This is a genomic window from Streptomyces coeruleorubidus, assembly GCF_008705135.1.
Classification (GTDB): domain Bacteria; phylum Actinomycetota; class Actinomycetes; order Streptomycetales; family Streptomycetaceae; genus Streptomyces; species Streptomyces coeruleofuscus.
In genome coordinates this window covers 7768036-7782956 of sequence record NZ_CP023694.1, presented here as the reverse complement: position 1 = coordinate 7782956, position 14921 = coordinate 7768036, and the positions used below count along the sequence as shown (strand labels likewise).

The following is a 14921-nucleotide window of genomic DNA, read 5'->3' as shown; positions in this document are numbered from 1 at the left end:
ATGCAATAGCAGGATGGTCGGCCCCGGACAATCTCCGATCGCGATCGCCGGCATCCCTGGCATCCGGAGGTGGGCGTGGTCTTCGTGCAGCCTTGACCGATGGCGCCTATGGAATCGGTCGACGTTGCGTGCCTTCTGCGAGCAGCCTCGCTGGCGACAAGCGCCCCTCTTCCAACCAGGGCGCGAGGGGCGCCCGAGCAGCTGGCGACGGTTACCGGCACCACTGCCACCCGGCCAAAGCCCTGCCCGATCAGAGACCGGCGAGGAAGGCGAGGAGCTCCCTGTTGACCTCCTCTGGCTGCTCCTGCTGGATCCAGTGCCCGCAGTCGGCCAGGATCACCGCTCCCCGCAGGTCTTTGACCTTCTCGCCGATCCGGGCGATCGCTTCCTGACTCCAGATCGTCGTCACGTCCCGGTCGCCCCCGATGAAGAGCGCGGGCACGGTCACCGGCCTGTCCTTGTACTCTCCAAGGGCTTCCCAGTTCAGATCAGTGGTCCGGTAATGGTTCAGTGGCCCAGTGAACCCCGTGTGCTCGAGCTCGGCCACGAGGAAGTCCACGTCACCCTGGTCGAGCCAGTCGGGCAGCTTCTCCGGCAGTTCCAGCCGTGCGCCGAAGCCTTCCGTCCGCGGTACGCACATGGCACTCCGCACGAAGTCCCGCAGGATGTCCGGCGGGAGCGCTGTGAGGTCGACGCCGACGAGCTCGGGCGGCAGGGGGTGGTCGGCGGAGAGGGTGTAGAGGCCGCTGATGAGCCACGACCGCACGTCCGCTTCGATCTCCTGCTCCGCAACGCCCCCCGGAAGGGAGAAGTACTCCTGATAGAACAGCATGTCGGGGCCCGCCAGCTCGCGGGCGACCTCACTCGGGCGCCGCTCGCCGAACGGGTTGCCCGGCAGCCCTGCCAGGCCTCGTCCCCCGAACGGCTGGCTCAGCGCCACGACACCGCTGAAGATGTCGGGCCTGGTCCATGCCGATACCCATGCCACCGGGGCCCCGTAGTCGTGGCCGACGATCACGGCACTCGACTCGCCCAGTGCCTCGACCACGCCGACACAGTCCGCGACCGACTCGGTGATCCGGTATGCGGCCACCTCTGCGGGCTTGGACGATCGGCCGTATCCCCGCAGGTCCATCGCCACGGCGCGATAGCCGGCACCGGACAGCGCGTCCATCTGGTGCCGCCACGAGTACCAGCACTGGGGGAAGCCGTGGACCATCAGGACCATGGGGCCGGATGTACCGGCGATCCGCAGGTGGATGCGCTGTCCGTCGACCCGGACGGTGCACTCTTCCCATTCGGAGAGGGGCATTGGCGGCCTCCATGTCGCTCTTGCGTGCGAAACACTTTCCTTCGGGGGCGACTCGGTCCCGTCGCACCGCCCCCGGGCGGAGGTGGTGCGCGGACGTCGGTCGCCGCTGTGGCTCGCTGCCCGCACCGCCGTGCCTTGTTACGCGTCGCTGAACTTCGCCGTGCCACCGGTCAGGTAGGTGATGGCGCCGAGGCCCTGGGCGCGTGCGCAGTCCTCGGTCAGCTTCCGGACGGTGACGGCGTCGAGGACCGAGTGGAACTGGCCCTCGTCGGTGAAGCCGACGTTGGCGCCGTACACGATGAACAGCACGACGGTGGGCTCGGTGGTCGTCTCCGGCACCTTGAAGGTGTGGACCGAGGAGGCCGGCTCGTAGAAATAGGACCCGGCGGTCTGCGGCTGGTCCGGGTACTCCTTGTAGATCCACTCTCCCTTCAGGGTGTAACCGTGCACCGGACCGGTGTGGAGGTGGATGGGCAGCTCCACACCGGGGGCGAAGGTGCCGATAATCACCCACACTCCGAGTTCGGGGTCGAGGAACAGCGGCTGGAAGTCGATGCCGGGGCCCAGGGAGTCCTTCAGGACGGGGATCTCGTTCACGTTGACCGTGAGCAGCTCGGTCTGCGGGAGTGAGAGGACGGGGACCTTGTGTGCGTTCAGTTCGGCGGTCATGACGGGTGCCTGCTTTCTTCTCAGGTGCCGCGGTCAGTCGGCGGGAGAGCGGCTCGGCTCGGATCAGGTCACGGAAGGACGATGATCTTGGCGTCCTTCTCGGGATCGGCCAGCCTCGCGAAGGCCTCGGGCACGTCGTCGAGTGCGACACGGCTGGTGATGAACGCCTCGACCTGCAGCTCCCCGGAGGAGATGTGCCCCAATGCCTGGGCGAACTCCTCGGGCGTATAGGAGAGGCAGAAGGCCAGGTCGATCTCCTTCATGATCGCGAAGCTCGGGTAGAAGGAGTCCTGCACCATGCACAGGCCCGCGACCACGACCTTGGAGCAGGCCGCGGCTCCGGCCAGGATCTGCTGGATGATGCCGGGGACACCGACGCACTCGAAGACGACGGACGGACGCAGACCCCCGCCGGGGAACATCGAGGTCTGGCGGCCCCACCGCGTCGCGTCGGAGGAGGCGGCGGCCTCCTGCCAGGACTCATAGGGCGACGTCTCACGCGGGTCGACCACGACGTCGGCGCCGAGGGCGGCGGCCATCGCCCTGCGCGACGGCGAGAAGTCCGACGCCACGATCGGCCCGATGCCCCGCATCTTCAGGACCGCGATCACCGCGAGACCGATGGGACCGCAGCCGATCACGACCGGCACGTCGTCGGGCCCCAAGCCGCCGCGGTTGACCGCGTGCAGGGCGACCGCGAGGGGTTCGGCGAGGGTGGCGATGTCGTCGGGGACGTGGTCCGGCACCTGAACCAGGAGGTCTTCCGACAGGAGCATGTACTCGGCGTACGCACCGGGAGTACCTGGTCCCCCGAAGCCGAGGGTGACGGGTTCCGGCCGCAGGAGGAACGGTACCGAGACGACGCGGCTGCCGGGGGCGAGTGTCTCCCGGCAGCCGGGGCCGTACTCAACGATCTCGGCGCAGAACTCGTGGCCGAGGACGACCGGTTCGTCCAGCTTGAACAGCTCGACTCCCGCTGCCTCCCTGGCGCTGTCCAGCAGCTGGGCGCCATGGGTGACGCAGTGCAGGTCACTGCCGCAGATTCCGGCCGCCAGGACCTTGACGAGGGCCTCGCCGGGGCCGGGCTGCGGGAGCGGCGCCTCGACGACCTCAAGGCCGCTGTTGACCATGACGACTGCCTTCATCGACATGAACTGCTCCTCGCGCCGGCGTCGCAGCGATCGCCGGCGACAAGGGTTTGTCCTGCATGAACGTGGTTTTGCATGGCTCTGTCTGCTTCCTCGAAGCCGGAGATCGTCACGCTGACGAGGTGACGTCGATGAGGATGCTGGCACCGAGCAAGACTCCAGAACTTGTCTTGATGCGACTATTAGTTGACACTTGGCGACTGTGGCCGACCTGATCCGTGGTCTCGCGCTCCTCAACGTCGCCGATCTGGTGTCCAGTCTCGGCGGCGACCCCGACGCCCTGATGCGCGCGCATGGCGTCGACCCCAGGGCCGCCGGTGACTACGACACGTTCCTCCCGTACTCCTCGGTTGCCGCCGTGATCGGGGACGCGGCCCAGGAACTCGGCTGCCCCGATTTCGGGATGCGCCTGGCCCGTAGGCAGGGCATCCAACTGCTGGGTCCCGTCGCGGTCATCATCCGCAACGCGGAAACTGTGGAGGCGGCCATCGACGGGGTCTCGCGCTGCCTGCATCACCTCGCGCCTCCCGACTCCACCGAGTTGATCCGCGAACCGGACGCGGCGATTTTCACGTTCTCGACGAACCTGCGACGACTCGCTCATCGCGACCAGATGATCGAGAAGGGCCTCGGTATCGCGATGGACGCGTTCCGGCTGATGCTCGGGGAGAGCTTCGTTCCGCTCCGGGTCACACTGCAGCACCGCCGTATAGCGCCCATGGCGAGCTATCGCGAGATGTTCGGATCTCCCGTCGAGTTCGAGCGGGAGGTGAACTCCATTCACCTGCCCCCTTACGCGTTGACCCAGTCGATCCGCGGCCGGGACGCGGCAGCACTGGCCCTGGCCGAGAACTACCTCGCCGGCATGCGGCCCGACCTGGCAGTCGCCGATCACGTGCGCGGTGTGACTCAGCGGCTTCTGGTCGTCAACCACGCCGACTTGGTCGCGGTCGCGAGGGCCATGTCCCTGCACCCGCGGGTGCTCCAGCGCAGGCTCGCCGAGTCGGGCACGTCCTTCGAGGAGATCCTCGACGACGTGCGGCGCGACATGGCCTGGGACCTCTCCGCCACCGGCATGCAGATCTCCCGGATCGCGACCATGCTCGGCTACTCGGAGACCAGCAGTTACACGCGGGCCTGCCGACGGTGGTACGGCGAATCCCCCCGGCAACTGCGTGCGCGACGTCGAAGCGCCTGATCAACCAGATCCGTCGAAGGACCGCACGGGATGATCCACTCGTGTGTGTGGGGCTTTCACTGAGTGCCTGGCACTGATCAACTACTGTTTACGGCACGCCGCGAGCCTGCTGATGTTCCTACGAATGCGCTGCGTTCCTCCGCCAGGCGCGCAACGGCCCTGTAGAGGGCAAGCCGGTCGGCCCCGGGGGCGGGCCCGTTCTGGCGCGCGGCCGCGGCCCCAGAGTCAAGACCATGGTTCTCGGTGCACACCTCCTTCCGGGCCGCCCGCAAGGAGAACCCGAAGGGAACACACGTCGGACACAACTGGCGTCGCCGTCAGGCGAGTTCACGCTTCAGGATCTTGCCGGTGGACGCCCCCGGCCACCGTGGCAGATGGCGCGGGCCAGGCCGTGGCAAGATTTTGCGGCGATGCATCGTCGCCACTGGGCCTCGTGGAAGCAGTCGCGGTTCGTTGTCGCTCAGCGCTCGTCCGCGCCCGGTTCGGTACTCCTCCAGTAAGGACGCCGTCCGCCCGAGGCGCCTGCACCAATTGGGCCGCTCTCGGACATGGTGGCGGCCTGGCCGAGGCGTCGGTGTGCTGCGCCTTCCTCGCTACGACACACGCCCCGCGGGGTGGGGGGTCGAGCTTGTACCCCCTATAAATGCGACCTGCCACGCCTGGCGCAGAAGCGGTTTCCTGAAATCGCGCCTCGGTCACGAGATCACCGACCGTTGCGCCCTTTCCTCCACCGATCGAGTATGAGGTCGCCTCCATGGAACGTCGTAAAGCGCTCGGACTGATCGCCTCTACCGGCGCCGCCACCGCCGCCGCCTCCGTCGCGGCTGTGCCCTCCTTCGGTGCGGAGACGAGCCGCGCCGCGGGCGCTACAGGACAGGGCAAGGCCACGGACAAGGGCGGCTACACCTTCGCGCTGGACAAGAACGTCAAGCGGTCCTCCGTGCGGTTCAAGAACCGCTACGGCATCGAGGTCGCTGCGGACCTCTACGTGCCGAAGAACGCCAGGGGCAAGCTGCCCGCCCTGGTGGTCAGCGGCCCGATCGGCGCGGTCAAGGAACAGTCCTCGGGGCTCTACGCCAACGAGTTCGCCCGTCGCGGCTACGTCGCCCTTGCCTTCGACCCCTCCTTCTCCGGGGAGAGCGGCGGCACGGTGCGCGACGTGGCCTCGCCAGACATCTACACCGAGGACTACAGCGCCGCCGTCGACTTCCTCGGCCTGCAGAAGATCGTCGACCGCAAGCGGATCGGCGCGCAGGCCGTCTGCGGCTTGAGTGCTATGGCGCTCACCGCGGCGGCTGCAGACAGCCGTATCAAGGCGGTCGCCACGGCCTCGATGTACGACATGTCGCGCAGCATGTCCCGCGGCCACAAGGACTACTACACACGTGAGCAGCGCCAGAAGGTCGTGGACCACCTCAGCCGGCAGCGCTGGATCGACGCCGAGAACGGCACCTACGCGCGACTCTCACACGAGGTCCCCTTCGACGACCACGGCAACGTCGCCCCCACAAACCGCGTCCTTCCCGAGACCCTCCCGGCAGACGCCGACCCGATCACGGCGATCTTCTTCGACTACTACCGCACCGAGCGCGGCTACCACCCGCGCTCGATCAACTCCACCACCGCATTCACCGGCACCACGCCGATGTCATTCTTCGCTTTCCAGCTGGCGACGAACCTCGACATGCTGGCACCCCGCAAGGCCCTCCTGGTGGCAGGCGCCGAGGCGCACTCCCGTTATTACTCCGAGGACATCCAGGCCAAGGCACCCGACAGCATCGACCTCGTAATCGTCCCAGGCGCGGACCACGTCGACCTGTACGACCGCAAAGACCTCATCCCCTTCGACAGGTTCGACGAGTTCTTCACCAAGAACCTCGCCTGACCGAAAGCGCCCCCGACAGGCCGGTACCACCACCGGCCTGTCGGATGAGCCCCCATGACGGAAGCGGCCCCTCGGAAACGGATACAGGGCCCCTGCCCATCGACCGGCCCGGGTGGAAGCGGTCGCGGGATCCCTCTCGGTGGTCCGGGCCTTCGCACCCCAGATCGTGGCGGGCGGCGGTGGCGCGATCCTGAACATCCTGTCCGGCCTGTCATGGGTCAGCTTCCCGGAGGCCGGCGCCTACTGCGCCGCCAAGTCCGCACAGTGGGTGCTCTCCGGAAGCGTCGTGATGGTCGCCTCGAACCCGCTGCCGGCCCTGACAGCAACGGCCATCTCGATCACCGTGCTCATCATCCATACGCGCCGCCGCCCCGACGGCTATGTGCCGATGACGACAATCCGGTCCACGCGGTTCCAGACCGCCACCTGCCTGACACTCGCTCTCTCCGCGGGGTACTTCACCCTGCTGTTCGTTATCCCCCAGCTGCTCATCACCCGCGCCCACTGGACCAAAGACACCGCCGCCACCGGACAGCTCATGGCGATGGTCCTGGCCTCGCTCACCACCCTCGGATTCACCTCCATCGCCGCCCGCCTCTCCCGCACGAACGTACGGATCGCCCTCGTCGCAGCCGGGACCGCCGCCGTACTCGCCGCGGTCCTCGCGAGTGCGCCGGTTCTCCTACTGGCCGGGATCTTCCTGGCGCTGTTCGCCGCGACCTCGGCCAACGCCACCCAGGTCATCGCGGCCACAGCCTCCATGCCCGAACAGGACAAGCCGACAGCGATCGGGCTGTTCACCCTGCTCTACCTCCTCGGCGGCGCGATCGGCCCCGCGCTCGCCTCCGCACTGGTGCTCTAACACGAACCGCAACCGACATTGCACGTCACGGGAGCGCGGTGACTCGCGCGGTGTTACGAGCGGTTCCGATCACCTCGAAGCCCGACACGACGAGGGCGCGGGCCGCCTCCTTGTCTTGCGGTCACCGGGTCTATAGAATTATGATCGTAATTTAATTGCTCGAGGGAGCCCATCAGCAGGCGCAGCCCATGCGCCGCCACAGCGCCCTTCCCACATCGCGAGGAGCTTTTCATGGACCTCTCCACCAGCACCGCCCTCGTCACCGGAGCCAACCGGGGCCTGGGCCGGGCCCTCGCCACCGAGTTGCTCAGCCGCGGCGCCACGGTCTACGCCGGCGCCCGCAACCCCGACCAAGTCGACCTGCCCGGCGCCAAGCCAATCGCGATCGACATCACCGACCCCGCCTCCGTCGCGGCCGCCGCCCAAGCCACCGGCGACGTGACCGTCCTGATCAACAACGCAGGGTCCTCCACCGGGGCCGATCTACTGGCCGCCGGCCTGAACGACATCCGCCTGGAGATGGACACCCACTACTTCGGCACTCTCTCGGTGGTCCGGGCCTTCGCACCCCAGATCGCAGCAAGCGGCGGTGGCGCGATCCTGAACATCCTCTCGGGCCTGTCCTGGTTCAGCTTCCCAGAGGCCGGCGCCTACTGCGCCGCCAAGTCCGCACAGTGGTCACTCACCAACACCCTGCGCCTCCAACTCGCCGACCAGGGCATCCGCGTCGCCGGCCTGCACGTCGGCTACATGGACACCGACATGGCCCGGGCCGTCGACGCGCCCAAGTCCGACCCCGCCGACATCGCCCGCATCGCCATCGACGGCATCGCCGCCGGCGCCTACGAGATCCTCGCGGACGACGCCGCCCACCAGGCACAGGCCGCACTGTCGGGGGGCGTCTCGACGCTCTACCCCCAGCTTCCCTGAAAACCAGCGGCCAGGAATCCACCCACTCCACTGAGCACCAGAACCAACGGCACAGACCGAGGGCGTGCACTCAAAGCAGGCCGGGCTCGCGGCGTGGTGACACCGCTACAAAATTTCCCAACCGTCCTCTTCGCCGTCCTGCCCACGCTCCCCAGCGACGCCTCGCCCCCTGGCAGCCCTCGCCGCCACGGCCCCTCTCCTGAAACACCGCACCAATGAGACACCGCACCAAGTAGTCCATCACTCAAGGGAATCACCGAAATGAACCGCTTCACCGGCAAGACCGTCCTCGTCACCGGCGCAGGCTCCGGCCTCGGCCGCGCGATCGCGCTCGCCTTCGCCGCCGAGGGCGCATCCGTGGTCGCCGCGGGACGCACCGCGGCGTCCCTGGACGAGACGGTCGGCCTCATCGAGGCCGCGCACGGCAAGGCCGCCGCCGTCACCGCCGATGTCACCGACTCCGGCCAGCTCCAGAACCTCGTACGCGAGAGCGTCACCCGCTTCGGTGGACTGGACATCGCGGTCAACAACGCCGGGATACTCCGCGGCACCGTACCCGTCGGCGAGGTCAGCGAGGAGGACTGGGAAGCGGTGCTGCGGACCAATGTCACCGGCGTCTGGCTGGCCATGAAGCACGAGATCGCCCACATGAAGGAGAACGGCGGCGGCGCCATCGTCAACATCTCCTCGATCCTGGGCGCCCACCTGCGGATCCCGAACGGCGCCGCGTACATCACCTCCAAGGCAGCGGTCTCCGCGCTGACCCGCGCCGCCGCTCTCGACCACATCCACCAGGGCATCCGCATCAACGCGGTCAGCCCCGGCGCCTCCGCCGCTCCCATGTCGCTGCTGCCCGGCGAGACCGAGGCCGACCGTGCCGAGCGGGTTAAGACAGGCAACCCGCTCGGCCGGGTCGCGGAGGCCGAAGAAGTGGCGGCCGCGGTGCTCTACCTCGCCTCGCCTGTGGCCGGCGCGGTAGTAGGCGCCGACCTGGTCATCGACAGCGGATCCTCGGCCTGACGACTCGTAGGTGTCTGCGGCCCCCTGCCCTGGCAAAACTCCGCCACGACAGGCTGAACGCGAGCCGCATCCCGACCAGAGCGGCCGCACCGCGGTGCCGCCGACGCCAACAGCGGCCTCTGGTCCTCATCGACGTCGACGAACCCGGCCTGGCCGACACCGCCACACGGCCGTCCGACACCGGAGCCAAGGCCACCGTCTTCCGCGCCGATCTGAGGAACGCCCGCTCTCTGGGCGACGTGGCCCGGCAGATCGCGCTGGCGGTCGGCCCTCCGGCAGTGCTTGCCAACGTCGCGGGCATCGGCCTCGCCGCCGACGTGCTGGAGACCAGCGACGAGAACGGGGACCGGATCATCGGCGTCAACCAGCGAACTATCCATGGTGGCCGCTGAGTTGGCATGAGCCGGAACTACATCGTGAGTCGCTCGTGGTGGGTGCGGCCTCTTGATACCCCGATGCGGCGCAGCGTGCGTTGGGTGGCCAGCACGGCCGGGTTGGGCCCGACGACGAAGAACGCCCCACGCGCGACCTCCTCCTCGGACAGGGCATGCGCCAGATCGTCTCGGGTGAACCGCCCGGTCCGGACAGTGACGGTGAGGCGACCGCCGCTGAGGTTTTCGTACTCCTTCAGAAGGGTGCCGTAGTAGGCGTCCTCGGGACGGCGGACCGACCAGAGCAGGTGGATGCGCCGATCCCCGCGATGGGCTGAGATCAGACCTAGCAGCGGTGCGACACCTGCGCCCATGCCCACGAGCACGAGCGGTGCACCCGCAGGGTGTTGCCGGACAGTCTGGTCGAACTGTCCGAACGGCCCTTCCAGGCGTACTGGTGTTCCGGGCGCGACGCCGCCGGCCTTGCGGGTGTAGTCGCCAGTCTGCCGGATCGTGAACGTCAGGGTGTCGTGACGGTCGTCGGTCGCGGAGAAGGGGTGCCATTCCCGGCCGATGCCCGCGTCCTCGAACCGGAGGAAGTAGAAGTCACCGGGCCGTGACGTCGTCGACGTACGGTCGAGTGTGACCGCCAGCCTGCGGGTCGCCCGGTTCAGTGCGACGTTGTCCTGCACTCTTCCCGTGAGATAGCTGTCTGGTGCGACCCACTTCTTCCAGACGTAGATACCGAGCACCGCCACCGTGCAAAAGTCGAAGAGGACCATGAACGCGAAGTGCTGGGCCACCCGGTCGATCAGGTGGACGTGCAGCCAGATCAGGAGGACGGCGGCCAGGTTGAGCCGATGTATCCAGACCGAGATCTGGTGCCGGAAGACAAGTTCGAGCCGGCTCTTCACCTTCAGCAGGAGAGGCGACCTGTCGGTCAGCCATCCGCTCATGAACAGGAGCGAATAGCACAGCACCGCGAACGCCGCCCAGAACGCCCAGTCACCGAGGTCCCTGGCCCAGGTGCTCGGGGCGAAAGTGTTTTCGCGGTGCAGATATGCCGGGATGAGGGCGAGGATGCCGAGCACACCGTGCAGCGCGTAGATGTGCCGCAGCCCTACGGCCCGGTCCAGCCAGGACGGGCGCACACTGAGCAGGATCGCCAGCAGCCACCAGCAGTACGCGACCAGCCCCAGGGATATGTAGAGCCGCATGCTCGTCACGTCCGTGAGCTGGGCGTTCAGCGTGAGCACGAGGGGCAGCGGGAACACCGCGGCAAGGCCCCACAGCAGTAGCGTCCTGGCCATCAGAACCCCAGTCCTTCCAGCCAGGAGTTGACCTGGGTCCGGGTGCCGTCAGGATCGCGGTAGACCTGCTGGCCCTGCCGGGCATAGCCGTCCAGGACGTCTGCCTGGGGGTAGTAGCGCTCGAGAATTTCGAGTGAGTTGCCGAACTGCGAGCCTTCGTGGGTGACGAAGGGCACGATCCTGGCGCCGTTCAGATTGTGATCCCGCATGAAGGTCTGCATCGCCATCGGCTGTTCGCCCCACCAGACCGGGAAGCCGAGGAAGACTGTGCCGTATTGGTCGGTGTCGGGTGTGCCGGGCTTGATGGGACGGTAGAGGCGCTCACTCGCCTCCCGTTGCGCCATCCTGTCGGTCTCGTCGTAGTCGGCCGGGTACGGCTCGGCCGGGACGACCTCGTATCTGTCCCCGCCGACCCGGTCGTGGATGAATCCGGCGACCTGGGCGGTGTTGCCGACTTCGAGGTTGAGGTCGGGGAAGTTCCTGCCGGTCTTGGAGTAGAAGACGACCAGGGTCTTGTCGCCCCGCCTTGGTGGTGTGCCCCCGGCGTTGACCGGGGAGATGCCCGGCCAGCCGGGTCCGGACGCGTTCTGCCAGTTCACGGCCAGGAGCCCCGCTGCGGCAGCGGAGCCGGCGGTGATCAGTCCCAGCAGTTTGCGGCGGCTGACGCCGTGCGGATTCATGGCCGACCCCCTCGACGACACCGACGTACTGGGTCCCATGGGGTGGGGCCGTCGATCACCTCGACGCCGCGGTTGGGCCAGAGGTTCGAGCCGCAGACGCAGGCGACGGTGGCCAGCGCGGTGGGACGAGCTTCGCGGCACCAACGGTTCTGCGCCTCCGCGATGTTCAGCATGGGTGGATTTCTCCGTGTGGGTCGAGGGGATCGGAGCGACAGGCGGGCCGCCGCCGCGCCCGACGAGGCGGGTACGCGACGGCAGCCCCCCGAGGAAGTCCGACAGCCGGACGGGGGACCGACTGCCGGACGAGCATGGAGCGCCCCGGGCGACCGGGCCGCTCCTCAGTGGCCCGGGGCGCTCCGGTTCAGAGCAACGCCTCGGCGGTGATGGGCAGTTCGCGGATTCGTCGGCCGGTGGCGTTGAAGACGGCGTTGGCGATGGCGGACGCTACCCCGACCTGGACGATCTCTCCGACTCCCTTGACGCCGAGCGGGTCGGCCTGCATGTCCTCGCCCTCCAGGTAGATCGCTTTGATCTCGGGGATGTCGGCGTTGACCGGGACCAGGTAGCCGGCAAGGTCGGCGTTGACGATCCGGCCGTCACGGTGGTCGGTGACCGTGTGCTCAAGGAGCGCCTGGCCGATGCCGCCGACCATGCCGCCCAGTGCCTGGCTGTCGGCAAGCTTGGGGCTGACGATGCGGCCGCAGTCGTACACGCCGAGCATCCGCCGCACCCGCACCAGGCCCAGCGCCGCGTCCACTCCGACCTCGGTGAAGACCGCGCCGTAGGAGTAATACGAGTGCCGCTCGGGATCCTGTGGCCCGGACCACGAGCCGTCGGCTTCGAGGTGGGTGAGGTTGTTGCGGGTCAGCAGCCGCTGGTAGGTCTCGCCGCGGGCCGGGTTGCCCTGCACGTGCAGGCGCCCGCTGCGCACGACGATGTCCTCGGCCTTGGCGCCGTACAGGGGTGATGCCTCGTCCTCGACGGCCAGTTTGATCGCTTGTCGGCGGATCTTGTTGCAGGCGTCGAGGTTGGCGGAGCCGACGCACATCATGGTCATGGAGCCGCCGTGCGGCGGGGTCTGCGGATACAGGGAGTCGCCGAGCCGGAAGGTCACCGCGCGCATGGTCAGCCCGAGGGCGTCGGCGGCGACCTGGGTCTGGGAGGTGTAGGTACCCGGGCCCATGTCGCTGGCGGCGGCCTCGACCACCGCGGTGCCGTCCGCGTTCAGGCGGGCCCGTGCGTGCGCCTCCATGTTGTTGGGGTCGTACACGGCCGCGGCCATGCCCAGACCGACCAGCCAGTCGCCGTCACGCCTCGCGCGGGGTTTCGGGTTGTGCCGGTGCCAGCCGAACTCCCGGGCGCCGACGGTGTAGCACTCGCGCAGCCGGCGGGTGGACCAGGGCAGGTTGTTCGACTCGTCCTCGGCCGGTTCGTTGCGCAGGCGCAGTTCGATCGGGTCGACGCGGAGGCGGTGCGCGAGTTCGTCCATGGCCGACTCGATGGCGAAGGAGGCGTTCGCGAAGCCCGGACCGCGCATCCAGATCGGGCTGTTCACATCCAGGGGCACCTTGCGGTACGCCTGGCTGACGTTCGGTGTGCTGTAGAACATCTGGCCGGCGAGCATGATGGCCTCTTCGAACGTCTCGTACGACGACGTCTCCGCGTCTATCTCGTGGACCGTGGCCTTCAGACGGCCCCGCCGGTCGCTGCCCAGGCTCAGCCGGTACTCGTACCTGGGCCTGAAGCCGGTGCCGAAGTACATCTGTTTGCGGGTCAGGACCACCTTGACCGGACGTTTCATCTCGCGGGCGGCCAGCGCGGCGACGACCGTGTGCGGCCAGCAGCGCAGTCCGCTGCCGAAGGCGCCGCCGACGAAGGGGTTGATGACCCGCACGGAGTCCAGCGGCACATCGAACACCGTGGAGAGTTCCGTCTGGGTGCCCACCACCCACTGGGTCTTGTCCCATACGGTGAGCTTGTTCCCGTCCCAGCGGGCGATGGTGGCGTGGGTCTCCATCGGGTTGTGGTGGTTGCGTGCCATGCGGTAGGTCAGGTCCATCCGCACCGCCGAGTCGCGCAGGCCGGCTTCGGCGTCACCGCGCGCGTACTCGGTCGGCTCGCCCGCCTTGGCCTCGGCCAGGTCGGTCGAGGGCTGCTCGGCTTCATAGCGGACCTTCACCAGGCTCGCGCCGTGCTGCGCGGCCTCCAGCGTGGTGGCCACCACGACGGCGACCGGCTGGCCGTGGAAGAGGACCTTGTCGTCCTGGAAGACCCGCAGTCTGCGGCCGGGAAGGTTGTTCGAACCGGGATTGTCGCGGTACGGCAGCTTCGGCGCGTTGCCGTGGTGGATCACGCGCAGCACGCCCGGATGGGCTTCGGCATCACGCGTGTCGACGCCGGTGATACGGCCGCGTCCGATGCTCGCGTCGACGATGACCGCGTGCACCACCCCGTCGACGTCGAACTCGGCGGCGTACCGCGCCTTGCCGGTGACCTTCAGCCGCCCGTCCACCCGGGACAGCGGCACACCCACGGCTGCCTGGGGCTGGGGGCTCACTTGGTACCTCCTACGATGCGCAGCTGACGTTCGACGGTCCGCTTGAGCAGCGCGACCTTGAACCGGTTGTGGTCAAGGGGACGTGCCCCGTCGGCGGCTCGCTCGGCGGCGGCTGCCCACAACGACTCCGAGGGACGCTCACCGACCAGGTGCTTCTCGACGGCGGGCAGCTTCCACGGCACCGTGCCCACGCCCCCGGCGGCGACCTTCGCCTCCCGGATCACCCCGCTGCGGATGTGCAGCGCCACGGCGGCGGAGGTGAGGGCGAACTCGTACGACTGCCGGTCACGCACCTTCAGGTAACCGGACTTCAACGGGCGCGGCAGGGCGGGGATCTCCACTGCCGTGATCAACTCACCCTTACGCAGGGCCTGTTCACGGTTGGGGGTGTTGCCGGGCCGCAGCAGGAAGTCGGCGAAAGGCACGGTGCGCTCCCCGTCCGGGCCCAGCAGGTGCACGGTCGCCTCCAGCGCCGCGAAGGCCACCGCCACGTCGGACGGGTGCGTGGCCACACACACGTCGGAGGCGCCCAGGATCGCGTGCATGCGGTTGAAGCCATGCAACGCTGCACAGCCCGAGCCGGGCTCACGCTTGTTGCAGTCGGCGGTCACGTCCCGGAAGTACGTGCAGCGGGTGCGCTGCATGATGTTGCCGCCGATGGTCGCCATGTTCCGCAGCTGGGCCGACGCGCTCAGCTCCAGTGCCTCGGAGACGACGGGAAAGAGGGAGCGCACTTTGGGGTGGGCGGCGCTCTCGGCCATGCTCACCAGGGCGCCGATGCGCAAGCCTCCGCGCTCGGTGACGCTGACCTCGCGCAGTGGCAGGTCGCTGATGTCGACCAGGGTTTCGGGCCGCTCGACGGTCTCGCGCATCAGGTCGACGAGGGTGGTGCCGCCGGCAATGTAACGGCCGCCTTTGCGGCCCGCGTTGAGGGCCTCGCGGGTGTTCGCGGCCTTCGTGAGGGAGAAGGGATGCATGT

13 protein-coding genes are annotated in these 14921 nt (G+C 68.2%); 6 read left to right on the top strand and 7 right to left on the bottom strand.

What is annotated here, in order from left to right; genetic code table 11:
* Positions 1 to 250: 250 nt before the first annotated feature.
* From CP976_RS35845 to CP976_RS35835, 3 genes are all read right to left on the bottom strand, one after another.
* The gene (locus CP976_RS35845) at positions 251 to 1312 is read right to left on the bottom strand and encodes an alpha/beta fold hydrolase (RefSeq protein ID WP_208838952.1); all 1062 of its coding nucleotides are present in this window, start codon (positions 1310 to 1312) and stop codon (positions 251 to 253) included.
* Between the two features lie 138 nt (positions 1313 to 1450).
* The gene (locus CP976_RS35840; protein WP_150484052.1) at positions 1451 to 1981 is read right to left on the bottom strand and encodes a 2,4'-dihydroxyacetophenone dioxygenase family protein; all 531 of its coding nucleotides are present in this window, start codon (positions 1979 to 1981) and stop codon (positions 1451 to 1453) included.
* 68 nt (positions 1982 to 2049) lie between these two features.
* Entirely contained in the window at positions 2050 to 3132 is a 1083-nt protein-coding gene (locus CP976_RS35835; protein WP_208838951.1) for a zinc-binding dehydrogenase, read from the bottom strand.
* 199 nt (positions 3133 to 3331) lie between these two features.
* Between CP976_RS35835 and CP976_RS35830 the strand changes: the two genes are divergently transcribed.
* The 6 genes from CP976_RS35830 to CP976_RS43100 all read left to right on the top strand — a co-directional run bounded on the left by CP976_RS35830 (position 3332) and on the right by CP976_RS43100 (position 9416).
* The gene (locus CP976_RS35830; RefSeq protein WP_150484051.1) at positions 3332 to 4327 is read left to right on the top strand and encodes an AraC family transcriptional regulator; all 996 of its coding nucleotides are present in this window, start codon (positions 3332 to 3334) and stop codon (positions 4325 to 4327) included.
* Between the two features lie 754 nt (positions 4328 to 5081).
* Positions 5082 to 6212 carry an alpha/beta hydrolase gene (locus CP976_RS35825; protein ID WP_150484050.1) on the top strand — a complete coding sequence of 377 codons (1131 nt, stop codon included), beginning with the start codon at positions 5082 to 5084 and terminating at the stop codon, positions 6210 to 6212.
* Between the two features lie 112 nt (positions 6213 to 6324).
* Entirely contained in the window at positions 6325 to 7074 is a 750-nt protein-coding gene (locus CP976_RS35820) for an MFS transporter (protein ID WP_150484049.1), read from the top strand.
* A gap of 231 nt (positions 7075 to 7305) precedes the next feature.
* The gene (locus tag CP976_RS35815; RefSeq protein ID WP_150484048.1) at positions 7306 to 8004 is read left to right on the top strand and encodes an SDR family oxidoreductase; all 699 of its coding nucleotides are present in this window, start codon (positions 7306 to 7308) and stop codon (positions 8002 to 8004) included.
* A 261-nt stretch (positions 8005 to 8265) separates the two neighbouring features.
* Complete coding sequence (locus CP976_RS35810) at positions 8266 to 9024, top strand: SDR family NAD(P)-dependent oxidoreductase (RefSeq protein ID WP_150484047.1); 759 nt, start codon at positions 8266 to 8268, stop codon at positions 9022 to 9024.
* 239 nt (positions 9025 to 9263) lie between these two features.
* On the top strand, positions 9264 to 9416 hold the full coding sequence (locus CP976_RS43100; protein WP_167537486.1) for a hypothetical protein: 153 nt from the start codon (positions 9264 to 9266) through the stop codon (positions 9414 to 9416).
* Positions 9417 to 9433: 17 nt separating this feature from the next.
* On the opposite strand, the gene CP976_RS35805 is transcribed toward CP976_RS43100, so the two are convergent.
* From CP976_RS35805 to CP976_RS35785, 4 genes are all read right to left on the bottom strand, one after another.
* Entirely contained in the window at positions 9434 to 10705 is a 1272-nt protein-coding gene (locus CP976_RS35805; protein ID WP_229876713.1) for a ferric reductase-like transmembrane domain-containing protein, read from the bottom strand.
* Positions 10705 to 11385: a flavodoxin gene (locus CP976_RS35800; RefSeq protein WP_150484046.1), complete on the bottom strand. Its 681-nt coding sequence runs from the start codon at positions 11383 to 11385 to the stop codon at positions 10705 to 10707. The genes CP976_RS35805 and CP976_RS35800 overlap by 1 nt, the downstream gene beginning before the upstream one ends.
* Before the next feature lie 361 nt (positions 11386 to 11746).
* A complete protein-coding gene (locus tag CP976_RS35790; RefSeq protein ID WP_150484045.1) occupies positions 11747 to 13942 on the bottom strand; it encodes a xanthine dehydrogenase family protein molybdopterin-binding subunit in 2196 nt (731 codons plus the stop codon).
* Entirely contained in the window at positions 13939 to 14919 is a 981-nt protein-coding gene (locus CP976_RS35785) for an FAD binding domain-containing protein (protein ID WP_150484044.1), read from the bottom strand. Before CP976_RS35785 ends, CP976_RS35790 begins: the two co-directional genes overlap by 4 nt.
* Positions 14920 to 14921 lie beyond the last annotated feature (2 nt).

Coding starts and splice junctions, on each gene's coding strand:
- CP976_RS35845 (WP_208838952.1), bottom strand. CDS start 1,312: ATGCCCCTCTCCGAATGGGAAGAGTGCACCGTCCGGGTCGACGGACAG.
- CP976_RS35785 (WP_150484044.1), bottom strand. CDS start 14,919: ATGCATCCCTTCTCCCTCACGAAGGCCGCGAACACCCGCGAGGCCCTC.
- CP976_RS35815 (WP_150484048.1), top strand. CDS start 7,306: ATGGACCTCTCCACCAGCACCGCCCTCGTCACCGGAGCCAACCGGGGC.
- CP976_RS35840 (WP_150484052.1), bottom strand. CDS start 1,981: ATGACCGCCGAACTGAACGCACACAAGGTCCCCGTCCTCTCACTCCCG.
- CP976_RS35805 (WP_229876713.1), bottom strand. CDS start 10,705: ATGGCCAGGACGCTACTGCTGTGGGGCCTTGCCGCGGTGTTCCCGCTG.
- CP976_RS35800 (WP_150484046.1), bottom strand. CDS start 11,385: ATGAATCCGCACGGCGTCAGCCGCCGCAAACTGCTGGGACTGATCACC.
- CP976_RS35810 (WP_150484047.1), top strand. CDS start 8,266: ATGAACCGCTTCACCGGCAAGACCGTCCTCGTCACCGGCGCAGGCTCC.
- CP976_RS35835 (WP_208838951.1), bottom strand. CDS start 3,132: ATGTCGATGAAGGCAGTCGTCATGGTCAACAGCGGCCTTGAGGTCGTC.
- CP976_RS35825 (WP_150484050.1), top strand. CDS start 5,082: ATGGAACGTCGTAAAGCGCTCGGACTGATCGCCTCTACCGGCGCCGCC.